23 protein-coding genes and 1 tRNA gene are annotated in these 22,785 nt (G+C 62.8%); 2 read left to right on the top strand and 22 right to left on the bottom strand.

Going from position 1 to position 22,785, the window contains the following annotated elements:
- Positions 1–21: 21 nt before the first annotated feature.
- Positions 22–1,452 carry a M48 family metalloprotease gene (locus A11A3_RS10885; RefSeq protein WP_008929352.1) on the top strand — a complete coding sequence of 477 codons (1,431 nt, stop codon included), beginning with the start codon at positions 22–24 and terminating at the stop codon, positions 1,450–1,452.
- 56 nt (positions 1,453–1,508) lie between these two features.
- Here A11A3_RS10885 and nadA read toward each other — a convergent pair whose 3' ends face one another.
- The 7 genes from nadA to A11A3_RS10850 all read right to left on the bottom strand — a co-directional run bounded on the left by nadA (position 1,509) and on the right by A11A3_RS10850 (position 9,284).
- The gene (nadA, locus tag A11A3_RS10880) at positions 1,509–2,561 is read right to left on the bottom strand and encodes a quinolinate synthase NadA (RefSeq protein WP_008929351.1); all 1,053 of its coding nucleotides are present in this window, start codon (positions 2,559–2,561) and stop codon (positions 1,509–1,511) included.
- 184 nt (positions 2,562–2,745) lie between these two features.
- Positions 2,746–3,981: an SAM-dependent methyltransferase gene (locus A11A3_RS10875; protein ID WP_040297061.1), complete on the bottom strand. Its 1,236-nt coding sequence runs from the start codon at positions 3,979–3,981 to the stop codon at positions 2,746–2,748.
- A 21-nt stretch (positions 3,982–4,002) separates the two neighbouring features.
- Complete coding sequence (locus A11A3_RS10870) at positions 4,003–4,761, bottom strand: DUF1365 domain-containing protein (protein WP_008929349.1); 759 nt, start codon at positions 4,759–4,761, stop codon at positions 4,003–4,005.
- Positions 4,758–6,017, bottom strand: coding sequence for an NAD(P)/FAD-dependent oxidoreductase (locus tag A11A3_RS10865; RefSeq protein ID WP_008929348.1), 1,260 nt, complete (start codon positions 6,015–6,017; stop codon positions 4,758–4,760). The genes A11A3_RS10870 and A11A3_RS10865 overlap by 4 nt, the downstream gene beginning before the upstream one ends.
- Positions 6,014–7,480 (bottom strand): cryptochrome/photolyase family protein, encoded by a 1,467-nt coding sequence (locus A11A3_RS10860; RefSeq protein ID WP_008929347.1) that lies wholly within the window; start codon positions 7,478–7,480, stop codon positions 6,014–6,016. The genes A11A3_RS10865 and A11A3_RS10860 overlap by 4 nt, the downstream gene beginning before the upstream one ends.
- Positions 7,477–8,328 carry a MerR family transcriptional regulator gene (locus tag A11A3_RS10855; protein WP_008929346.1) on the bottom strand — a complete coding sequence of 284 codons (852 nt, stop codon included), beginning with the start codon at positions 8,326–8,328 and terminating at the stop codon, positions 7,477–7,479. The genes A11A3_RS10860 and A11A3_RS10855 overlap by 4 nt, the downstream gene beginning before the upstream one ends.
- A complete protein-coding gene (locus A11A3_RS10850; RefSeq protein WP_008929345.1) occupies positions 8,325–9,284 on the bottom strand; it encodes a YbgA family protein in 960 nt (319 codons plus the stop codon). The genes A11A3_RS10855 and A11A3_RS10850 overlap by 4 nt, the downstream gene beginning before the upstream one ends.
- A gap of 200 nt (positions 9,285–9,484) precedes the next feature.
- On the opposite strand from A11A3_RS10850, the gene A11A3_RS10845 reads away from it, so the two are divergent.
- The gene (locus A11A3_RS10845) at positions 9,485–9,889 is read left to right on the top strand and encodes a DUF2493 domain-containing protein (RefSeq protein ID WP_008929344.1); all 405 of its coding nucleotides are present in this window, start codon (positions 9,485–9,487) and stop codon (positions 9,887–9,889) included.
- 1,020 nt (positions 9,890–10,909) lie between these two features.
- Here A11A3_RS10845 and A11A3_RS10840 read toward each other — a convergent pair.
- From A11A3_RS10840 to aspS, 15 genes are all read right to left on the bottom strand, one after another.
- A tRNA-Lys gene (locus A11A3_RS10840) sits at positions 10,910–10,985 on the bottom strand.
- Positions 10,986–11,056: 71 nt separating this feature from the next.
- A complete protein-coding gene (gene queC, locus A11A3_RS10835; protein WP_008929343.1) occupies positions 11,057–11,725 on the bottom strand; it encodes a 7-cyano-7-deazaguanine synthase QueC in 669 nt (222 codons plus the stop codon).
- A 20-nt stretch (positions 11,726–11,745) separates the two neighbouring features.
- Positions 11,746–12,387, bottom strand: coding sequence for a 7-carboxy-7-deazaguanine synthase QueE (queE, locus tag A11A3_RS10830; protein WP_008929342.1), 642 nt, complete (start codon positions 12,385–12,387; stop codon positions 11,746–11,748).
- Between the two features lie 110 nt (positions 12,388–12,497).
- On the bottom strand, positions 12,498–13,256 hold the full coding sequence (ybgF, locus tag A11A3_RS10825; RefSeq protein WP_008929341.1) for a tol-pal system protein YbgF: 759 nt from the start codon (positions 13,254–13,256) through the stop codon (positions 12,498–12,500).
- 3 nt (positions 13,257–13,259) lie between these two features.
- A complete protein-coding gene (gene pal, locus A11A3_RS10820) occupies positions 13,260–13,832 on the bottom strand; it encodes a peptidoglycan-associated lipoprotein Pal (protein WP_008929340.1) in 573 nt (190 codons plus the stop codon).
- Positions 13,833–13,878: 46 nt separating this feature from the next.
- Positions 13,879–15,156, bottom strand: a complete 1,278-nt coding sequence (gene tolB, locus A11A3_RS10815) for a Tol-Pal system beta propeller repeat protein TolB (protein WP_008929339.1) — start codon at positions 15,154–15,156, stop codon at positions 13,879–13,881.
- Positions 15,153–15,944, bottom strand: a complete 792-nt coding sequence (tolA, locus tag A11A3_RS10810; protein ID WP_008929338.1) for a cell envelope integrity protein TolA — start codon at positions 15,942–15,944, stop codon at positions 15,153–15,155. The genes tolB and tolA overlap by 4 nt, the downstream gene beginning before the upstream one ends.
- Positions 15,937–16,374, bottom strand: a complete 438-nt coding sequence (gene tolR / locus A11A3_RS10805) for a protein TolR (protein ID WP_008929337.1) — start codon at positions 16,372–16,374, stop codon at positions 15,937–15,939. Before tolR ends, tolA begins: the two co-directional genes overlap by 8 nt.
- A gap of 3 nt (positions 16,375–16,377) precedes the next feature.
- A complete protein-coding gene (gene tolQ, locus A11A3_RS10800) occupies positions 16,378–17,064 on the bottom strand; it encodes a protein TolQ (protein WP_008929336.1) in 687 nt (228 codons plus the stop codon).
- Entirely contained in the window at positions 17,057–17,500 is a 444-nt protein-coding gene (gene ybgC / locus A11A3_RS10795; protein ID WP_008929335.1) for a tol-pal system-associated acyl-CoA thioesterase, read from the bottom strand. Before ybgC ends, tolQ begins: the two co-directional genes overlap by 8 nt.
- On the bottom strand, positions 17,493–18,524 hold the full coding sequence (gene ruvB, locus A11A3_RS10790) for a Holliday junction branch migration DNA helicase RuvB (RefSeq protein ID WP_008929334.1): 1,032 nt from the start codon (positions 18,522–18,524) through the stop codon (positions 17,493–17,495). The genes ybgC and ruvB overlap by 8 nt, the downstream gene beginning before the upstream one ends.
- Positions 18,525–18,562: 38 nt before the next feature.
- Positions 18,563–19,165 carry a Holliday junction branch migration protein RuvA gene (gene ruvA, locus A11A3_RS10785; protein ID WP_008929333.1) on the bottom strand — a complete coding sequence of 201 codons (603 nt, stop codon included), beginning with the start codon at positions 19,163–19,165 and terminating at the stop codon, positions 18,563–18,565.
- A 10-nt stretch (positions 19,166–19,175) separates the two neighbouring features.
- The gene (gene ruvC, locus A11A3_RS10780; protein ID WP_008929332.1) at positions 19,176–19,694 is read right to left on the bottom strand and encodes a crossover junction endodeoxyribonuclease RuvC; all 519 of its coding nucleotides are present in this window, start codon (positions 19,692–19,694) and stop codon (positions 19,176–19,178) included.
- A gap of 86 nt (positions 19,695–19,780) precedes the next feature.
- Positions 19,781–20,515, bottom strand: a complete 735-nt coding sequence (locus A11A3_RS10775) for a YebC/PmpR family DNA-binding transcriptional regulator (protein ID WP_008929331.1) — start codon at positions 20,513–20,515, stop codon at positions 19,781–19,783.
- A 176-nt stretch (positions 20,516–20,691) separates the two neighbouring features.
- The gene (aspS, locus tag A11A3_RS10770; protein ID WP_008929330.1) at positions 20,692–22,455 is read right to left on the bottom strand and encodes an aspartate--tRNA ligase; all 1,764 of its coding nucleotides are present in this window, start codon (positions 22,453–22,455) and stop codon (positions 20,692–20,694) included.
- Between the last annotated feature and the right edge of the window lie 330 nt (positions 22,456–22,785).

Here is a 22,785-nt window from a genome sequence, read left to right as displayed (position 1 = left end):
CCCTTTTTCAGGAGTCATTGCTTGAGGCTGTTTGCACGTACGCTGTTACTACTGGGTTGCTGCTGGCTGGCCGTGCCGGCACCGGCCGATGACCTGCCCGTGCTGGGTGATCCCACCGCCTCACTGATGTCACCGGACCAGGAATATCGCCTGGGCCGCAGCTGGCTGCGCAACCTGCGCAGCCAGACCTCCATCATGACCGATCCGCTGGTACAGGAATACGTGGAGAGCCTGGTCTACCGGCTGGCCTCCTACAGCGACCTGAAAGAACCGAACCTGACCATCGTGGTGATCAACAGTCGCCAGATTAACGCCTTTGCGGTGCCCGGCGGCGTGATCGGCCTGAACGCCGGGCTGTTTCTCAGCGCCGCCACCGAAGATGAAGTGGGCGGCGTGGTGGCCCACGAAATCGCCCACGTCAGCCAGCGCCACTTTGCCCGCCGCTATCTGGATTCCAAGAAAATGAACGTGGCGGTGCTGTCCGCCATGCTGGCCAGCCTGGCGGTGGCCATTGCCGGTAATGCGGATGCCGGCATGGCCGGTATCGCCGCCACCCAGGCCGGCGCCATCCAGGCGCAGCTGGCCTACTCGCGCCAGAACGAACGGGAAGCCGACCGGGTGGGCATGCAGACCCTGGCCAACGCCGGCATGGACCCGGAAGCCATGCCGCGCTTTTTCGAACGCATGCTCAACAGTCGTGCCTATGCCGGCGACCCGCCGGAGTTTCTGCTCACCCACCCGGTCACTGAAGACCGCATCGCCGACAGCCGCGCCCGGGCCCGCAACCTGCCCCACCCGCCGCTGACCATTTCCATGCGTTTTCTGCTTACCAAGGCGCGCATTCAGTCGGTATTCATCACCACCGCCGACCAGGCCATCAGCTACTTCATGCGCAACCAGGGCGACAACAGTGTGCTGGCCCAGCAGGCCGCCACCTATGGCCTGGCCATGAGTTACCTGCGCGCCGAGGATTACGACCGGGCCCGCAACCTGCTGCAGGAACTGGCCAGCAAACACCCCAATGAACTCTGGTACCGACTGGGCCTGGCGGAGGTGGACATTGCCGACGGCGACTACCCGAAGGCCATCGAACAGGCGCGTCGGGTACTGGCAATTGCCCCCCACGATTATGCCGCCTCCATGCTGCTGAGCCGCGCCTACCTGCGCAGCAAGCAGCCCGCCGAGGCCCTGCCCCTGCTCAAGCCGCTGACACTGGAGCGCAGCGATGACCCCCAGGTGTGGGACCTGATTGCCGATGCCTACGGCAACAGTGGCGACGAGGCCCGCGCCCTGCATGCGCGAGCGGAGTACCAGTTCCTGCGCGGTAACGACCCCAAGGCCCTGCAACAGATGCAGTACGCCCTGCACGACGCCCGCGACGACTTTGCCCTGCACAGCAAACTCAATGCACGGCTGAAGACCATGCAGCAACTGTCGGAAGAGAAATTCTAGCCACCCCCTGGCTCCCCCTCATTGAGGGGGAGGACCGGGAGCGGTGCGAGGGTGCGTTATTTCTTGAGGGACTGGCCGAAATCCAGCATGCGGTTGAGCGGCACCATGGCGCGCTCGGCCAGACTCGGGTCAACGAAGATTTCCTGACCCAGGCCGTTGTCGGCCTCCAGCACCGCCAGCATGTTTTCCAGGCCGTTCATGGCCATCCACGGGCAGTGGGCACAGCTGCGACAGGTGGCGCCGGAGCCGGCGGTGGGCGCTTCGATGAAGGTCTTCTGCGGGGCCAGCTGCTGCATCTTGTAGAAGATGCCCTTGTCGGTGGCGACGATGAAGGTGCTGTTGTCCATCTCGCAGGCCGCCTTGATCAGCTGGGAGGTGGAGCCGACCACATCGGCCATTGCCACCACCGACGCCGGGGATTCCGGGTGCACCAGGATAGCCGCATCGGGGTAGGCGGCCTTCAGGTCATCCAGGCCCTTGGCCTTGAATTCCTCATGGACAATGCAGGCACCGTCCCAGCACAGCACGTCGGCGCCGGTCTTGTCGCGCACATAACCGCCCAGGTGCTTGTCCGGCGCCCAGAGGATCTTCTCGCCCTGCCGGTCCAGGTGCTCGATCAGCTCCACGGCAATTGACGAGGTCACCACCCAGTCGGCACGGGCTTTCACCGCCGCCGAGGTATTGGCGTATACCACCACGGTGCGATCCGGGTGCTGGTCACAGAAGTCGGCAAACTCCTGCTCCGGGCAGCCCAGGTCCAGCGAACAGGTGGCTTCCAGGGTGGGCATGAAGATCCGTTTTTCCGGGCTGAGAATCTTGGCCGTCTCGCCCATGAACTTGACGCCGGCGACGATCAGGGTGGACGCCGGATGTTCCTTGCCGAAGCGGGCCATTTCCAGGGAGTCGGCCACACAACCACCGGTTTCCTCCGCCAGGGACTGGATCTCCGGGTCGGTGTAATAGTGGGCCACCAGCACCGCGTCGCGCTGCTGCAATAAATCCTTAATACGTTGACGATAGGCTAGGCGCTGTTCTTCGCTGAGCGCACTGCCCTCATCGTGAAGATGGTCCAGATGACTGCGAACCAGTTCTTGAGCCTTGGCATTCATAGGCTGTTCCGCCCGGGGTTTCCCCCATTAATCAACAACTTACACGAAACACACAGGTGTCAGGCGGGCATAATACCACAAACCGGGAACTGCCACCTGACAGTCCCGTGTCAATTTTGGCCCAATGGCCTGTCTTCAGAATGGGCTTGCCGTGCACGGCTTTCAAGGGGCCTGCCGCAACCGGTCAGGCCGTGCGGTAATCCGGCCCTGCCGCCACCAGGTGCACGGTGCTGATGGCACGCTCCAGGAAGGCGCCTTCGCAGTAGCACAGGTAGTAATCCCACATGCGCATGAAACGCTCATCGAAGCCCAGCCGCTCGATACGGCCCCGCTCGGTGAGGAAACGTTCGCGCCAGTCATGCAGGGTGCGGGCATAATCCAAACCGATATCCTGCAGGCCGATGACAACCAGGTCGGTATGACGGGTCAGCTTGTCGCACATGACCGAAATGCTGGGCAGGAAACCGCCGGGGAAGATGTAGCGCTTGATGAAGTCCACCTGCTTGAGCGCGTAGTGATAGCGCTGGTCGGGCACGGTGATGGCCTGTAGCAACAGAACGCCATTGCTCTTGAGGCGCTCGCCCAACTGGCGGAAGTAACCGTCCAGGTACTCCGCCCCCACCGCTTCGATCATCTCCACGGAAACGACCCGGTCGTAGACACCGGTGAGGTCACGGTAATCCTCTTCCAGTACGGTGATGCGATCGTCCAGCCCGGCCTCGCGAACCCGCTCGCGGGCATAGCGGGCCTGCTCCCGGGAAATGGTGGTGGTGGTCACCTGCACGCCGTAATGACGGGCAGCATGCAGCGCCAGACCGCCCCAGCCGGTGCCCACTTCCAGCAGGCTCATGCCCGGCTGCAGGTCCAGTTTCTGGCAGATCAGATCCATCTTGTGCGCCGAGGCCTCTTCCAGGCTGGCCTGTTCGGTGGGATAGACCGCACTGGAATACATCATGGTGCGGTCGAGAAACAGGGCGAAGAAGTCGTTGCCCAGATCATAGTGGGCCGCGATGTTGCGGCGGGAACCGCGCAGGGAGTTACGGTTGTAGACGTGCAGCAGTTTAAGGGCCGGCTGACTAAGCACCGCCAGACCGCCCTCCAGCGCATTGAGCGCGTTGATGTTGGCAGCGAAATAACGAATCACCGCCACCAGATCCGGGCTGTCCCAGCCGTTTTCCATATAGGCTTCCGCCGCCCCCAGTGACCCGCCGCTCATCATCATGCGGTAGGTGTCCCAGTTGTTGACGGTGATGATGGCCGGCGCGTTGCCATGGCCCAGACAAACACGGTTACCGTCCGGCTCCTCGATCACGAGGCTACCGTGGGGGAGCTGCTCCAGACGCCCCAGCACCAATTTGCGTGCCAGCGCCTGCCCCCAGCTCGCTGATCTTGTCACCAATCCCTTTTGCACGGATGCCATGACGGTTCTCTCTCCAACCTGTTAGTCGTTATCAGCCTTGTTCGGATGGCTGTAAAAGCGTGCCCCTTTTCGCCACAGGCGCCACGCTTGCCAGTAGATACCGCGCAGCGTGGCGAAGCCCTGGGCACCGAAGCGCCGAATGACCCGCCCCATGGCTGCCTTTTCCGGGGGCTCCAGATGCAGCGTAAAACCAGCGGCAAACACCACGGTTTCACCCTGTTTGTCCTGCAACGTTAATCGCAGCTCGGGAAAAGCCACGTGAAGGCGCCAGTGGTAGCGCAGGGCCATGGGCAGAAACGGCGAGACGTGAAAATCCTTGCTGTGATCCACGGTCAGCTCACCGTTGTCATCGGCGCTCAACCGCAGGGCATAGAGATGTTTCTCCCGCCAGGGGGTGTTCTGCACTTCCGCCAGCATGCTGTCGGGCTGGTCACTGCCCTCCGGAATGTGGAAATACAGCACCAGCGGGTTGAACAGCGTACCCAGCGTGCGCCACTGGCCAAGCATGAACACCCGCCCGCCGGACCAGTCCAGGCCCTCGGCGGCGGCACGGTCGCGGGCCTTTTGCGCCAACGGCGTGTCGTTGTTGTCCAGATAATCGCGATCGCGGAAGGTCACCGGCCGCCAGCGCCGCCCCCAGGCCCAATGCCGGTCAAGCAGCGAGCCGGTCTGCTCCAGCTCGCACCAGACCAGCCATAACGGGTAGTCGAAGCGGTGGCTGAAGGGCTCGCGCCGCTGATGCCACACCCGCCCGCTGGCCAGCGCCATGGCCGGTATCATGGTGTGCCCCCGCCCTGCCCCTGCAGGCCGTGCACCACATTCAACGCGGAAACGACCCCATCCTCGTGGAAGCCGTTGCGGCACCAGGCGCCGGCAAACCAGGTGCGACGCTCGCCATTGGCCACCAGCAGCTGCTCACGGGCCGACAGGGTCTGCGGGGTGAACAGCGGGTGGGCAAACCGGTAGCGGGCAATCACCTTGTCCTCATCAATCCGGTCGCTGGCGTTGAGCGTGACGCAGAAGGTTTCCGGCGCCTCGATACCCTGCAGGATATTCATGTTGTAAGTGACTTGAACGTATTCCTGCTCGCGATCAAACAGCAGTGCATTCCAGCTGGACCAGACCCGGCGCTTGCGCGGCAACAGACGGGTGTCGGTGTGCAACACCACATCGTTGTTCTGGTAATCCAGTGCCGCCAGGCATTGGCGTTCGCGGTCGTCCGGATCCGCCAGCAGGGCCCGGGCCTGATCGCTGTGGCAGGCCAGAATCACCTGATCGAACTGGCGGGTCTCACCCGCGGCCTCCACCAGCACATGGTCCTGATGGCGCTGGATGCGGGTAACCGGTGTATTGACATGGAACCGTGCCGGGCAGTTGTCCACCAGCGGCTTCACATAGCTGTTGGAGCCACCGGGTACCACGTACCACTGGGGCCGGTTGGTCAGTGACAACAGGCCGTGGTTGTGAAAAAAACGCACGAAAAAGCGGGCCGGAAACTGCTCCATCTGCGCCAGCGAGCAGGACCAGATGGCGCCGCCCATGGCGAGTACATAATCACGCCGAAAGGCGTCGCTGTAGCCGTGACGGCGCAGATACTCGCCCAGCGGCAACTCGCCCTCGTCGCTATCCATCAGCCCCGGTGCCTGGCGGTTGAAACGCAGGATGTCGCCGATAAAACGCCAGTGTGTCGGGCTCAGCAGATTGCGCTTCTGGGCAAAGATGCCGCCCAGGCCATCGCCGCAGTACTCCAGGCCACTGCGCTGGTCACTGACGGCAAAGCCCATGTCCGTGGGCTGCCGGCCCACGCCCAGCTCATCGAGCAATTTGAGAAAATTCGGGTAGGTGCGGTCGTTGAAGACGATAAACCCCACGTCCACGGCATAGTCACCATGGTCACGCTTCACCGGTACGGTGCAGGTGTGGCCACCGAGATAGTCGTTGGCCTCGAACACCGTGACCTCATTATCGCGGGCCAGATACCAGGCGGCGGTCAGGCCGCTGATGCCGGCGCCGACAATGGCAATACGCTGACTCATGGAGATTCCTTCTGGGTGGAGGTACGGGGGGAATGATCAGCCGCGTCGTAGTCGGCCTTGGCCTGTTTGAAGCGCTCGGTAACGCGCTCGCGCACGCCGGCGTGGGGCACGCAGGGCGGCGGATAATCCGGTGCCAGCAACGGCTGCTTCCAGGGTTCGTGGATAGTCTTGTTGTCCAGATGGGCCAGCTCCGGCACGTAGCGGGCAATGAATTTGCCATCCGGGTCAAACCGCTGGCTCTGGCGCACCGGGCTGAACACCCGGAAATACGGCACCGCATCGGTGCCGGTGGACGCACTCCATTGCCAGCCGCCATTGTTGGCGGCGAAATCGCCATCCATCAGATGCTCCATGAAAAACGCCTCGCCCCGGCGCCAGTCGATCCATAGATGCTTGCTGAGGAACATGGCCGTCAACATGCGCAGGCGATTGTGCATCCAGCCGGTGGCCACCAGCTGACGCATGGCCGCATCCACCAGCGGGTAACCGGTGCGGCCCTGGCACCAGGCCTGGAACAGGGCCTCGTCGTCGTGCCACTGCAACAGGTCGGTTTCCGGGCGGAAGGCGGCGCCACGGGCCAGGCGCGGAAAGCGCGCCATGATCTGCCGGTAGAAGTCACGCCAGGCCAGCTCGCCCACCCAGCAGGCGGCGCCATCCCGGGCGCCGGCATCGGCCATGGCCTGCATGGCGGCCCGGTAGCAGGCGGCCACCGACAGGGTGCCGGCGGACAGGGCGGTGGACAGGCTGCTGGTGCCGTCCAGTGCCGGGAAATCCCGCTGTTGGCGGTAACCGGCCAGCGACTTGTCGGCAAACCGGGCCAGCTGCGTCAGGGCCGCCTGTTCACCGGGTTGCCAGAGATCGGTGAGCCGCACGGGCAGATCAATCGCGGCCAGGGCCTGCTCGACCCGCTGACGGCCAACGAACCGGCCCTTGCCAGCGGGCCAGTTGGGGCTGGCCGGGGCCGCCGGCGGCTGGTGCTCCATCCACACATCCCAGCGCCGCTTGTAGGCGCCGAATACCGTATAGGGGGTACCCTTGCCGGTGCGCAGGGCACCCGGCGGCACCAGCACGCCGTCATCACTGCCGTTGAGGGTCACACCCAGGGGGCGCAGGGTGTCGGCCACCGCCCGGTCACGATTGAGCTCGTTGAGCGGGTATTCACGGTTGCAGTAGAGCGCGGTGATGCCGTGCTCCTGCACCAGCGTCGTCAGGGCGTCGGCCACGCCGGCAAAGTCATCGCACTCGAGAACATGCAGGTCCACGCCCTTGTCGGCCAGGGCGTCGCCCAGCTCAAGCAGACTGTGCAGCACGTACCAGCGGCGCAGCGGCGCCACCTGATGCGCGTCCCACTGGGCCGGGCACAGGCAATAGACCGCCATCACCGGCTCGCCGGTGGCCAGTGCCTCGGTGAGCGGCGTGTGGCCATGCAGGCGCAGATCATTGCGGAACCAGACCAGTTTCACTGTGTACTTGTCTCCTGATAAAGCGATTGCAAACGCGGCGCCAGTTGCTCGCGGGGAGCCTCCAGCAGGGGCAGCCAGGCCGGGCGTTTCACCAGGGCCGCCGCCGGCCCCCAGCAAGCGCAGGCGCTGACCGGCGGCGCACTTTGCCAAAGGCTGCGTGAGTGCGAGGTGGAGGGCCGCTCACTGATTACCCAGAGCACACCGGTATGGGGGCGTTCTGCCAGCAGCACGGCCAGGGCATCGGCCTCCACCGGCCGTTGCAGGCACCACAGCGGCAGGCCCATCACCATGGCCAGCTCCAGGGCCGGTAACGGGCTGCCCACCGGCACCAGCAACCAGCCGGTCTCGCCGCGCCGGGGCGCCAGTGACAGGGCCCGGGCGGACCATTTCTGCATCAGCACCGCGTCCAGCAGGGCCCGGCGCCCGGCCATCAGCGGGCTTTGTGCCAGATGCGCCTGTAGCGGGTCGGTGAAGGCACGAATCACCTGGTCGTGGCTGTAATCGCGCAGCAGGCGATTGAGCAACTGCTCCAGGCGCCGACCATTCAGGGTTTGCAGGGCGCTCAGGCCCTCATCGATCAGCGCCGGCCAGGGGGACGCGGTCACGGCCGGCTCCGGCGAGGGCTGCGTCAGTAACGGCGCTACCTGGCCGATCGGCACGCCCTTGTCCAGCCAGGCCTGTATCTGGCGAATACGGGTCACGTCTTCCGGGTGATAACGGCGATGGCCCTTGCCGGTGCGCGCCGGTGCCAGCAACTGGTAGCGGCGCTCCCAGGCCCGCAGGGTCACCGGGTTGATGCCGCAGGCCTGACTGACCTGCTGGATGGTCAGGGCGGTGTGCTCTGTCATACCCGGTTTCTCAGGCCCAGATCATCCGGATAGGGGCTCAGGTAACGCTGGCGTTGCAGGTAGGGTTGATCGACCTTGCGCAGGCCACCGCGCAGCAATGTCATGGGCACGATCAACGGCACTTCACCGCGCTGGTAGGCCTCGATCTGTTCCTGGATCAGCTGACGGTCCGCCGGGTCCAGGTCGCCACGCAGAAAACCGGCCAGATGCTGCAGGGTGTTGACGTGGGCACCGGGGGTGACGCGCTTGGCCATGGCCGGCATCAACGCCTGAATGTATTCATCGGCGATCTCGTCCAGGGGGCGGGATTTCAGGTCGGACAGCAACGGCCCCAGCTGGCGGTAGGTTTTCTGGCAGTGGGCCAGCAGCTGGAATTTATGGCGACTGTGGAAATCGATCAGCGCCTGGGGCGTCAGGCCACGCTCGCGCATCTGGCACCAGTCGTCGTAGAGGAACACGCGCTCGACAAAGTTCTCGCGCAGGCGGTCATCATTGAGCCTGCCCTCCTCTTCCACCGGCATCAGTGGATAGCGGGCCATCAAGGCCTGGGCAAACAGGCCACTGGCCTCGCGATGCAGCACTTCACCGGGCTTGCGGTAGACGCGGATGCGCTCCATGCCACAGCTGGGCGACTTGGCCATGAGGATAAAACCGCGCAGGCCGGCCAGCATTGGCAGGGTGCGTTCGATAAAGTCGTTCATCAGGTCGGTGTAATCGCGCTGACCATCGGTGGTCACCAGCCGCACCTGGCCGTCCCCCTGCACATCGCGCAGGTGCATGGACTTGCGCGGCACACCGAGGCCGGAGCCCATTTCCGGGCACAGGGAGCGGAACTCGAAATAGCGGGCCAGGGTCTGGGTACAGAAGCGTGAATGCTTGTGCGCCTTGTCGTGGCGTACTTCCAGGCCCAGCAAACAGGCACTGATACCAACAGGAATGCGAGTCGTTGTGTCCATGCCAGTCTCTCCCGACGTTGACCTGTACAAGATTTTATCTTTGTACAATTTTAAGCGTCTATCAGGTCAACGGCCCGTGAAGCCTTTTCACCGGGCGACCAACGGCCCTGGTGCCGTCAAACGGCGATCAGACCGTCATCGACATGCAATCCGCTGCGGATAAAGTCATAATTACTCATACTGATCATAAGGACAGCACTATGCGTGTATTGGTATGTGGCGGGCGGGACTACCAGGACCGCCCGCAACTGGAAGCTTATATGGAACATCTGTGGCGCAGCGGCAAGATCAGCCTGCTGATCCACGGCGACGCCAGCGGCGCCGACCGCCTGGCCAGCCAGTGGGCCCACGACCGCGGGGTGGATCAGGTCTGCTACCCGGCCAACTGGAAGGCCCACGGCCGAGCCGCCGGTCCCATGCGCAACCGGCGCATGCTGCACCATGGCAAACCCCAGGCGGTGGTGGCCTTCCCGGGCGGGCGTGGCACCGCCGACATGGTTGGTCTGGCGGAGCAGGCCGGTTTGCCGGTGTGGCTGCCCACCCAGGAGGGTCCGCAACCGGTGGTGCGGGACAAGGCATCCCGGGAGGAGAAGTCGCTGTACTAGTGCTGAAAAGCCCGGACTCGTCGGCAACGGGCATAAAAAAGGTTCTTAGCGGATTATGGGGAAATCGGCCTGGTCCAGCGTCTGAAGTCGGACGTCGGACGCGATAGGCTGAAACCCCGAACCCCAATAATCTTCACCGGCTCGTCACCTGTGGCAATGCTGTTCACTTTAGATGTTAAGCCCCTCTCCCCTTGCGGGAGAGGGGTTGGGGAGAGGGGCCTGCCTGAAAGGGTTGAGCCAGATTGACACCGCTTAAGTGAACAGCATTACGCCCTCTAAGGGTGTTTGTTTGCAAATGGATAGGGCTTCGCGTGCAGGAGGTGCCTCGAAATCTCAGTGCCGTGCCAACTTTCGGGGTTGAGATTGGCGTCCGACCTCTGACGTCCGACCTTGTACGTTTTCCCGCAATGCCGCGATGAACCAAATAAAGGGCCACCATATCTGGCAGCCTTTTTAGAAGATGGTGGGTCGTGCTGGGTGAGCGGCACGTTTTATGGCGAGTACTGCTCGCCGTGCCGCGAACGCCCGTCATCTGTGATTGCGGGCCGGAAAGTCCAGCCGCCGGGTGGCCTTGGCCGGCCGGCGAGCCCACCTGTTGGCACCGGACATAAAAAAGGGCCGCCAGATTTGGCAGCCCTTTTTGGAATATGGTGGGTCTTGCTGGGTGAGCGGCACGTTTTATGGCGAGTACTGCTCGCCGTGCCGCGAACGCCCGTCATCTGTGATGGCGGGCCGGAAAGTCCAGCCGCCGGGTGGCCTTGGCCGGCCGGCGAGCCCGTCCGCTGGCACCGGGCATAAAAAAAGGCCGCCATATCTGGCAGCCTTTTTAGAAGATGGTGGGTCGTGCTGGGTGAGCGGCACGTTTTATGGCGAGTACTGCTCGCCGTGCCGCGAACGCCCGCCATCTGTGATGGCGGGCCGGAAAGTCCAGCCGCCGGGTGGCCTTGGCCGGCCGGCGAGCCCGTCCGCTGGCACCGGGCATAAAAAAAGGCCGCCATATCTGGCAGCCTTTTTAGAAGATGGTGGGTCGTGCTGGACTCGAACCAGCGACCAATTGGTTAAAAGCCAACTGCTCTACCAACTGAGCTAACGACCCGTCCCGAAGGAGGCGCAAATAATACGGATTTATTTCCGGCTGACAAGGGGTTGGCGCCAATTTTTTTCGGATTATTGATAGTTTGTTGGATCTTTAACCAATGCGTCGGCAAAACCCTGCTTGCGCAGCCGGCAGCTGTCGCAGCGACCACAGGCACGGCCTTCGGCATCGGCCTGGTAGCAGGACACGGTAAGGCCGTAGTCGAGCCCCAGCCCCTCGCCCTGCTGGATAATCTGCGCCTTGCTCAGGTGCATCAGGGGCGTTTCGATGCGGATGGTGTTGCCCTCCACGCCGGCCTTGGTGGCCAGGTTGGCCAGGGTCTGGAAGGCCTCGATAAAGGCCGGGCGGCAGTCCGGGTAGCCGGAGTAATCCACCGCATTGACGCCAATGTAGATGGCCTCGGCGCCGGTGACTTCCGCCAGGCCCAGCGCCAGGGACAAAAACACGGTATTGCGGGCCGGCACATAGGTGACCGGGATGCCCTCGCCGCCGTCTTCCGGCACCTCTATATTGTGGTCGGTGAGGGCCGAGCCGCCAATATTGCCCATGCCCAGCTCAATGACCCGGTGGCTGGCAGCCCCCAGAGCCTCGGAGACCCGGGCCGCGGCATCCAGCTCGGAGCGGGTGCGCTGGCCGTAATCAAAGGCGATGGTATGGCATTGATAGCCCTGGTCGCGGGCGATGGCCAGGCAGGTGGCGGAATCCAGGCCGCCGGACAACAGCACCACGGCTTTCTTCATGGTTGTTTCCTCCAAATCGGTTAGCGCCCGCGGGCGTCATCCCACAGCAACTTGTGCAACTGCAGCTGGAAGCGCACCGGCAAGCGGTCTTCGATGATCCAGTCGGCCAGTTGCCCCGGCGCCAGCTGCCCCTGTACCGGCGAAAACAGCACGTCGCTGACCCGTTCGGCCAGGTTGTGCTGGTCCAGCATGAAACGGGCCCAGTCGTAGTCCCGGCGGTCGGCCAGCACGAATTTGACCTGGTGGTGGGGGCGCAGCAGCGGGATGTTTTCCAGACGGTTGTTGTGCTGCTCGGCGGAACCCGGTGCCTTCAGGTCCATGACCACAGACACGCGCTCATCGACGCCGGCAATATCCATGGCCCCGCCGGTTTCCAGGCTCACCTGGTAGCCGGCATCACAGAGCGCGCCGAGCAGCGTCAGGCAATGGGGCTGGGCCAGGGGCTCGCCGCCGGTGACGGTGACATAGCGGGCACCATGGCGCCCGACTTCCTCGAGGATGGCCGCCAGCGACCACTTTTCGCCACCGGAAAAGGCATATTCGGTGTCACACCAGACGCAGCGCTGGGGGCAGCCGGTCAGGCGCACGAATACCGTGGGGCAGCCCACGGTACGGGCTTCACCCTGCAGGGAGAAGAAGATTTCGGTCAGTCGTAATTCCACAGCACCTCCGGCAGATCAGGGGGTCCGACCTGCGGTCACACTACCGGGAGGAAATCGCCCCGGCCCGGGTGGCGCGGATTCTACCACCTTTGCCGGGGACTGTGGCGGCCCTACTTGTCGAGCTGGTCCAGCAGGGTCTTGGCCTGGCTGGCCTCGGAGGTATCCGGGTACTGCTTGATCAGCTTGTGCAGCTCGACCTTGGCTTCCGGCACCTTGCTGTTGCGGGCATCGATTACGGCCAGGGAGTAGAGGCTGGCCGGTGCCTTGCTGTGATCCGGGTGCTCATCGACCACCGCCTGGAACTGCTCGCGGGCCTTGTCCATCTGCGGGTCGGGCATGTTGCTGTAGACCTTGCCGAGCCAGAAGTGGGCATGGGCGCGGAACTGTCCCTTGGGGAAGTCCTTGAGATAGGTCTCGAAGGCCGTGGCCGCGGCGGGGAAATCCCGCTTGAGCAACTTGTCCTTGGCAGCATCGTAGGCATCCCGGTCCGCCTGCGGATCATTGCTGGCCTGGGCGGCCTGCTCGTCCGGGGTTTCGGTCTTGCCCTGCTCTGCCAGGGTATTGATTCGGGTATCCAGGTCCAGGTAGCGCTCGCGTTCGCCGTCCTTGAGCTTGTTGAGCTCATGGCGCAGCTCTTCGATCTGCCCCTGCAATTGCTGGATCTGCTCCTGCAGCTGGTCCTGCTGCTGCATGAGGAGGATGTTGGCATCGTCGCCGGACGACGAGCCGGTGTCAGCCATGCCCGCCTGGGCGCTGGCCAGACTGCGGTCTTCTACGGTCAGCGGACCGGTGCTTTCTGCATGGGCAAAAAGCACCAGGGCACTGAACGTGGCGCCTGCGAACAGGCGCCAGCGATTCGCTACCTTCATGCCTTACGGACGGCCGGACAGGTAGTTGATTTCAACGCGACGGTTCTTGGCCCAATCCATTTCGGTGTGACCAAAGGCCGCCGGCTTCTCTTCACCGTAGGCAACGGTTTCGATCTGGGAAGCAGACACGCCCTGAACGCGCAGGAACTTCTCTACCGCCTTGGCACGACGCTCGGACAGCGCCACGTTGTACTCGCGGGTGCCACGCTCGTCAGCGTTACCTTCCAGACGCACTTTGGCGTTGGCGTTGTTCTTCAGGTAGGTGGCATGCGCACGCAGGGTTTCGAAAGCGGCCGCCGGAACGGTGTTGCTGTCGAACGCGAAGTAGATCACGCGGGTGTCGGTGGTGCCGTCGTAGTTGGACGGATGGTTGTAGAAGTTGTCAGCGGTCAGCGGAATGCTGCTGGTGTCCGGCTTGACCGGCGCCACGGGCTCAACCGGCTGGGTCGGCGTGGTGTCAGTCTGCTGCGCCATGTTGTCGGTCGCAGAAGTGTCTTCCTCGGTGGGCGTGCTGGAACAGGCTGCCAGGACGCCAGCCAGAATCAGTGCAAACAGCGGGTTGATGAATGAACGCATGCGTAAAGCTCCTATAGTTTCCTAATCGTTGGATTCCGAGTTCCGTTCAGAGGAACGGCGACCAGGCCGGTTCCCTGACTTCCCCTTCCTTCGACGGCAGTTCTACCTTGACACTGCCATCAATGGATACGGCTTCCAGGACCCCCGTCCCGCGATCTTGCGTCCCGTAAATTACCATACTTCCATTGGGCGCAACACTGGGGGACTCATCCATATCGGTTTTGGTCACGATGTTGAACGTGCCCCGCTGGAGGTCCTGGACACCGACGTTGAACTTGCCGTTACGTCGGTGCACATAAACAAGATAATGTCCGTCGGGTGTGACATCCGACCGCGCATTATAGCTACCTTCAAAGGATACCCGCCGGACAGACTTATCATTTATGTCCAATTTATAAATCTGCGGGCCGCCGGACCGGCTGGAGGTAAAGATCAGGTGCTCACCATCGGGCAACCAGCGCGGCTCGGTATCGATCGCGTAGTTGTGGGTCAGGCGGGTGAGCGCCTTGCTGTTCAGATCCAGCATGTAGATCTCCGGGTTGCCGTCACGGGACAGCGTCAGCGCCAGCTTCTGGCCATCCGGTGACCAGTCCGGCGCGCCGTTGATGCCATCGAAGCTGGACACCTTGTGCCGCTCGGTGGTGGCCAGGTTCTGGATATAGATGGCGGGCCGGCCATGATCCTCGAAGGAGACGTAAGCAATTTTCCTGCCATCCGGCGACCAGGTGGGGCTCATGATCGGCTCCTTGCTGCGCAGGATGGTGGTCACCCGGTGGCCGTCCGCATCGGCATACTGCAATTGATAAGGCGTATCGACCTTGCGGTTGAAGGTGACGTAGAGAATCTTGGTGGAGAAGGCACCGGGGATACCGGTGAGCTGCTCGTAGATGCGGTCACTGATGGCATGGGCCACATCGCGCAGCTGGGAGGCCGGCGGGCGGTAGGTCTCCTCGATCAGCTTTTTCTGGCTGCCCACATCGAACAGCGCATAGCTGACCTCGTAGCCGCCGGTTTCCTGTTTCTTCATGCTGCCGGCAATCACGTACTCGGCACCGATGACCTTGAAATCCCGATAGATCATCTGGTTTTCATTGTGGGGGCGGCTGAGCATGTCACTGGCCGGGATCGGCTTGAACTGGCCACTGCGGTGCAGGTCGGCCTCGACGATCTGGGAGACATCCTCCGGGGCCTGGCTGGCACCACTGAAAGGCACCACCGCAATCGGCACGGCATCGGCCCGGCCTTCGGTCACGCGAATTACCAACTCGGCCTGGGCGGTCATCACCCAGCATGCCGTCACCACGGCCACCAACAAACGCATCATTTAACTACCTCTGGATCAAACTCGATCACTAACGAGCGGAAAGTCTGGTCAAACAGTTTACCCTGCGGCACCGGCAACGGGCTGGCCAGCTTGACCGCCGTCATTACCGATTCATCAAAATCCGGGTAGCCGCTGGATTTCACCACGGCCACATTCACCACTTCGCCACCGGGAATCATGTTTATCCGAACCCGGGTCTTGATGTCTGTGCGGTTACGGTAATTGCCGGGAATCCGCCAACGTTGTGCCACCGCCGCACGGATAGCATCGGTGTAGCTGGCCACCTCCACATCTGCCTGCTGGGCATTGCTCTGCTGCTCCTGCTGCTTTGCATCAGCCTGCTGCTGTTTCTCGTCCATTTGCAGCTCTTCCTCGGCCATCATCTCCTCAATGCTCGGCTCCTTGATATCCGGGAGCTCGGGCTTGGGGTCCGGTTTCGGCTCAGGCTTGGGCGCCGGTTTGGGTTTGGGCTTCGGCGCGGGCTTGGGCTCCGGCTTTGGCTTTGGCTTGGGTTTCGGCGTCGGCTTGGGCTCCGGTTTTGGCTTCGGTTTGGGCTTGGGCTTCGTTTCCGGTTTCGGTTTTGGCTTCGGCTTCGGCTCCACCTTGGGTTCCGGCTTGGCCACCGGCTGCTGGCGTTGCTTGGAGACTTCCACCATGGTCGCTTTCACATGGGGTGGCACCACTGGCGGCTTCACATCCGGGTGGCTGCTCCAGCTGAACACCAGCAGGCACACCACCAGCAGGTGAAGGAACAGGGTAAAGAGCAGCGCCGCCGCACGATCACTCATCGTTGCCCTGCGGTTCGGTCACCAGACCCAGCTGGGTAATGCCGGCGCCCTGCAGCGCCCCCATCAGTGCCACCACCTTGCCATAGGGCACATTGGTGTCGCCCTCCACCAGAAACAGGGTATCGGGCTTGTGCTTGTGAATGCTCAGCACATGGCCCTTGACCGTCTCCAGGTTGGCGGACTTGCGGGTGTCGCCACCCACATTGATAAAGTAGTTACCGTCCCTTGCCACCGAGATAATCACCGTCTGGTCCTTGGTGGTATCTATGGACTCACTGGCGGTATCCGGCAGATCCACGTTGATACCCTGGGTCATCATCGGCGCGGTGGTCATGAAGATCACCAGCAGTACCAGCATCACATCGATGTAGGGCACCACATTCATTTCCGCCACCAGCTTGCGTGGCACCCTTACCTTCACGCCACTCATGACTTACCCCTCGCGGCCGTGGGCCTGGCGGTGCAGCACGGAGGAAAATTCCTCCGCGAACATTTCGTTCTCGGTGAGCAGTGCATCGCTCTGGGCAGAGAAGCGGTTGTAGGCCATCACCGCAGGAATGGCGGCAAACAGGCCGATGGCGGTGGCAATCAGCGCTTCGGCAATACCCGGCGCCACCACGCTCAGTGACGCCTGCTTGACGTTGGCCAGCGCCATGAAGGAATGCATGATGCCCCAGACGGTCCCGAACAGGCCCACATAGGGACTGGTGGACCCGACCGTGGCCAGAAATGGCAGGTGCCGGGTCAGGCGGGTCTGCTCACGCTGCAGGGCCACGCGCATGGCGCGCTGGGAACCATCCATGACGGCGGCGGCGCCGCGGGTGCTCTTGGACAGGCGCACGAATTCCTGGAAGCCGGCACGGAAGATGGCTTCGGTACCGGAATCCTGGTTGGCATTCTGGCGGCAGTGATTGTAGAGCGAGGCCAGGTCATCGCTGGACCAGAACCGCTCCTCGAAGGCTCGCCCGGCCCGGTGGGCCCGGCCCAATACCCGAAAGCGCCCGGCAATCATGTACCAGGACATCAGCGACGCCACAATCAGCAGGGCCATCACCAGTTTCACCACGATGGTGGCATTCATGATCAGACTGACAATGGACATGCTCGATGCTTCAACCATGGGCCGCCTCTCCTTCACAGGCTGCGTTAAATTGTTGGTATAACGCCGGCGGCAAGGCCACCGGTTTCAATGTATCGGCGCTGACACAGGCCACCTTGATACGGGCCTGGCAGAGCAGCTGGCCGTCGCGGCGAACCTGCTGGTCAAATACCAGGGCCGCTCGACCGAGTTTTTCAATGCGGGCACTGACAGTCAGTGCATCATCGATTCTGGCCGGCTGTTTATAGAGCACTTCGGCGGAATGCACCACAAACTGAAAGTTCTGGTCGGCCAGGGCGTAGTGCTGATAGCCCAGGCCGCGCATGAACTCGGTGCGCGCCCGCTCCATGAATTTCAGGTAATTCACGTAATAGACGATGCCACCGGCATCAGTGTCCTCGATGTAGACGCGCACCGGCAGGGTAAATTCCGCATATTGCGGAGATTTTTCACTCATTAAACAAATCCCCGGGGCCGCTGCCCGGCCGGCTCAGGCCAAAATGGCGCCAGGCGTGGTTGGTGACCATGCGCCCGCGCGGCGTGCGCTGGATAAACCCCTGCTGAATCAGGTAGGGCTCCACCACTTCTTCCAGGGTGCCGGCATCCTCGTTGAGGGCCGCAGCCAGCGAGTCCAGCCCCACCGGGCCACCATCAAATTTGTGCATGATGGTATTGAGCAATCGTCGGTCGGTGCCGTCCAGGCCACAGCTGTCCACTTCCAGCATGTCCAGGGCGCGCTGGGCCATGGCCTCGGTGATCACGCCCTCCCCTTTGACCTCGGCATAATCGCGCACCCTTCGCAGCAGTCGGTTGGCGATGCGCGGGGTGCCACGGGCCCGGCGGGCCACTTCCCGGGCCCCTTCGTTTTCAATGGGGATCTGCAGAATTTCGCAGGCGCGGGTGACGATGCCGGCCAGATCATCCACCGAATAGAATTCCAGCCGCTGCACGATACCAAAGCGATCGCGCAGGGGCGCCGTGAGCAGGCCGGCGCGGGTGGTGGCACCGACCAGGGTAAAGGGCGGCAGGTCCAGCTTGATGGAGCGGGCGGCGGGGCCCTCGCCGATCATGATGTCGAGCTGGTAGTCCTCCATGGCCGGGTAGAGGATTTCCTCCACCACCGGCGACAGGCGGTGGATCTCGTCCACGAACAGCACGTCACCCTCTTCCAGGTTGGTGAGGATGGCGGCCAGGTCACCGGCCTTTTCCAGCACGGGCCCGGAGGTGGATTTCAATTCGCTGCCCATTTCCCGGGCGATGATGTGCGCCAGGGTGGTCTTGCCCAGGCCCGGCGGACCGAAGATCAGGGTGTGATCCAGCGCTTCGCGGCGACCGCGGGCGGCATCGATAAAGATTTCCATGCGCTCACGGACCTTCGGCTGGCCGTGATAATCGGCCAGGCTGGCGGGGCGGATGGCCCGGTCCTGCAGGTCTTCCTGGCTGCCGACCGTGGCCGGCGATATCAAACGCTCGTTATCCATGTTCCCACTTTCACATCAGGCACTAGCGCGTGCTGCGCTTACCTTGCCAGACTTTTCAGGGCCCGGCGAATCAGCTGTTCACTGCTGAGCTCTTCTTCACTGGTCACCTTGGCCACGGCGCTGGCGGCATCCTTGTTGCGATAGCCCAGTGCCTCCAGCGCGGCGATGGCATCACTGCGCGCATCATCCGGGCCGGCGATGCTGATCTTGCCGGGCAGGCTGGCCGGTGCGCCGTCGATCTTGTCCAGCCGGTCGCCCATTTCGATTACCAGCCGCTCGGCGGTTTTCTTGCCGATGCCCGGCACCTTCACCAGCGAGGTCGTGTCCTGATCACGGATGCACTGGGCCAGTCGATCCGCCTCGATGCCGGACAGGATCGCCAGGCCCATCTTGGGGCCCACGCCGTTGACCTTGATCAGCGAGCGGAACAGCTCACGCTCGTAGCGTGAGGCAAAGCCATACAATAGCTGGGCGTCCTCGCGCACCACGAAGTGGGTATGCAGGGTGAGTTCGGCGCCGGTTTCCGGCAGGTCATAAAATACGGTCATGGGCGCTTCCACTTCATAGCCCACGCCGCCTACCTCCAGCAGCAGCAGCGGCGGGCGTTTTTCCAGCAGGGTGCCGCGCAGTTGTCCAATCATGGTTGTCCCGTCATCGTATTCTTCTGTTTCTCACCGCCGTAGCGCCGGCCATGCGCGCCAGCGATACCCGCATGTGGGCATGGCACAGGGCAATGGCCAGGGCATCGGCGGCATCTTCCTGGGGGCGCGCGTCGAGGCCCAGCAGGTGTTTGACCATTTCCGCCACCTGCACTTTCTCGGCACTGCCCTTGCCCACCACCGCCTGCTTGACCTGGCGCGCGGAGTATTCGAACACCGGCACCTTCGCCTGCATCACTGCGGCAATGGCAGCACCGCGGGCCTGACCGAGCTTGAGCGCGGAATCCGCATTGCGGGCCATGAACACTTTTTCCACGCTCACTTCCGCCGGGCCGAACTGACGCATGACCTGCTCGATACCGGCGAAGATGTCCCCCAGCCGCGGCGGCATGTCCTTGTGGGTGGTGCTGATGGTGCCGAAATCCAGCGCCCGGCTGCGGTTGCCCACCTGCTCGATGAGGCCGTAACCGGTGCGCCGCGAACCCGGATCAATACCCAGAATGAGTGCCATAACCCTTTGACCAGCAATAAAAAAGGCAGGTACTGCGTACCTGCCTATCTTGTACCTGTCAGCTGTCCAAATGTCCAGTAACAGATTTATTCCTCACTCGGCCAGCTGGCATTGGTGTAGACGTTCTGCACGTCGTCCAGGTCTTCCAGCATGTCGATCATTTTCTGCACGGTCTCGGCGGTGTCCGCATCCATCTCCGCTTCGGTGGACGGGTGCATGGTCACTTCCGCATCGGCAAATTCCAGGCCCGCTTCGCGCAGGGCATCGACCACCTCACCAAACTGCTTGTCCGGGGTGGTAATGACCAGGAAGCTGCCATCATTCATTTCTTCCACGTCTTCGGCACCGGCCTCCAGCGCCACTTCCATGAGCTTCTCTTCATCCACGCCGGGCTCGAAGAAGATCTCGCCACGCTTGGTGAACAGGAAGGCCACCGAACCGCTGGTGCCCAGGTTGCCGGCAAACTTGGAGAAGGCATGGCGCACCTCGGCCACGGTACGGTTGACGTTGTCGGTCATGGTTTCCACCAGTACCGCCACGCCACCCTTGCCGTAGCCTTCGTAGGTGATCTCTTCCATGTTGCCGCCGTCGTCACCGCCGGCGCCGCGCTTGATGGCGCGATCGATGGTGTCCTTGGTCATGTTCTGACCCAGGGCCTTGTCCATGGCGGCCCGCAGGCGCGGGTTGTCCGCCGGCTCCGGGCCGCCCATCTTGGCGGCCACGGTCAGCTCACGGATGAGCTTGGTGAAGATCTTGCCTCGCTTGGCATCCTGGGCCGCCTTGCGGTGTTTGATGTTGGCCCACTTACTATGTCCTGCCATTGAATTCTCCGCTTGCTGCTTGAGGTCGGATGTCAAACGTCTGACGTCGAGCGCCAAAACCCGCAATTAGAGACTGAGCGTCCTGCCAATCCATGAGCGATCAACAGGAAGCACTGCCACGATTTCAGAACCGGTTACGTGTCCCGCGTCAGACATCCGACGTCCGACATCGCCTTTCAATCGTCTTCCTTGCGGACCTGGACGCCCACCTCACGCAGCTGCTTGTTGTCCACCGGGGACGGGGCATTGGTCATCATGCAGGCCGCTGTCTGGGTTTTCGGGAAGGCGATCACGTCACGGATGGAGTCGCAGCCGGTCATCAGCATCACCATACGGTCCAGGCCGAAGGCCAGGCCACCATGGGGCGGCGCGCCGTATTTCAGGGCGTCGAGCAGGAAGCCGAATTTCTCTTCCGCTTCCTCGTCGGAAATGCCCAGCGCCTCGAACACGGTACGCTGCATGGCCGGGTTGTGAATACGGATGGAGCCGCCGCCCAGCTCGGTGCCGTTGAGCACCATGTCGTAGGCCCGGGACAGGGCGCCTTCCGGGTTGCTCTTGAGCTCTTCCGGACTGCAGCTGGGCATGGTGAAGGGATGGTGCAGCGCGTAGTACTGACCGTCCTCTTCCTCGAACATGGGGAAGTCCACCACCCACAGCGGCGCCCAGTCGCCTTCCACCAGGCCCATATCGTGGCCGACCTTGACGCGCAGCGCGCCCAGGGCTTCGTTGACGATCTTGGCCTTGTCGGCGCCGAAGAAGATCAGGTCGCCGGTCTGCGCACCGGTGCGCGACAGAATGCCTTCGATGGCGTCCTCGGTGAGGAACTTGAGGATCGGCGATTGCAGGCCCTCGGCACCGGCCTCCAGGTCGTTGACCTTGATGTAGGCCAGGCCCTTGGCGCCATAGATGCTCACATACTTGGTGTAGCCGTCGATATCCTTGCGCGACAGCTTGCAGCCGCCGGGCACCTTCATGGCCGCCACCCGGCCCTTGGGATCATTGGCCGGGCCGGAGAATACCTTGAAGTCCACATTGGCCAGCAGGTCGGCGATGTCGACCAGCTCCAGCGGGATGCGCAGGTCCGGCTTGTCGGAGCCGAAACGACGCATGGCTTCGGAGAACGGCATGCGCGGGAACTCGGGCAGCTGCACATCCAGCAGTTCCTTGAACACGGAGCGCACCATGTTCTCGGTGATGCCCATGATGTCCTCTTCTTCCACGAAGGAGGCTTCCAGGTCGATCTGTGTGAATTCCGGCTGACGGTCGGCGCGCAGGTCCTCGTCACGGAAGCACTTGGCGATCTGGTAGTAGCGGTCGAAGCCGGCCACCATCAGCAGCTGCTTGAACAGCTGCGGCGACTGCGGCAGGGCAAAGAAGCTGCCGGCATGGGTACGGCTGGGCACCAGATAGTCGCGGGCCCCTTCCGGGGTGGCGCGGGTCAGGATGGGGGTTTCCACATCCATGAAGCCCTGGCCTTCCAGGAAGGCACGCACCACGTGGGTCAGGCGGGAGCGGAACTGGAAGTTGCGCAGCATGTCCGGGCGGCGCAGGTCCATGTAGCGGTACTTGAGGCGCACCTCTTCACCGGCACCGCCATGCTCGTCCAGCTCGAACGGTGGCGTGGCGGCTTCGTTGAGGATGGTCAGCTCCTTGCCCAGTACCTCGATGTCACCGGTGGCCATCTTGGCGTTGCGCACGGCTTCGTCACGCATACGTACGCGGCCGCTCAAACGCACCACGTATTCGCTGCGCACCTTGTCGGCTCGGGCAAAGGCTTCCTCGGTATCCGGGTCGAACACCACCTGCACCAGACCATTACGGTCGCGCAGGTCCAGGAAGATCACCCCGCCGTGGTCCCGGCGGCGGTGTACCCAACCGCACAGTTCAACCGTTTCTCCGTCATGGGAGGCCCGCAAATCACCGCAATAATGGCTTCGCATGCTTCTCTTATCCGCTTGTATTTCCGATGAAGCAGCCCGGGTCAGACGCGCTGATCCCCCCGGCCGCTGAAAAAGGCGCCACAGTATAGCGATTCCACCGCCGCCGGGCCATGCCGGCCGTGCATTCGGGGTCCACGGTGGTGCAATGACGCCAATAACTGCAAATCATCGCAAAAAACCGGGGTTTCACGCCTTGTACCCGCTAATGGCTTGGCATATAACAGGATGCGGACACTATCAGTGACCCTCTGAGTTGTGCAGTCCGGAGGCGTACCTGACAAGGAAGCCAAGCAAAGGGCACCCCCCTGTTTCCGGGGAAGGGTTGAGCCC

The sequence above is a fragment of the Alcanivorax hongdengensis A-11-3 genome (assembly GCF_000300995.1).
Taxonomy (GTDB): domain Bacteria; phylum Pseudomonadota; class Gammaproteobacteria; order Pseudomonadales; family Alcanivoracaceae; genus Alcanivorax; species Alcanivorax hongdengensis.
The sequence above is the reverse complement of the archived record's forward strand: the minus strand, read 5'-3'. Positions and strand labels throughout refer to the sequence as shown.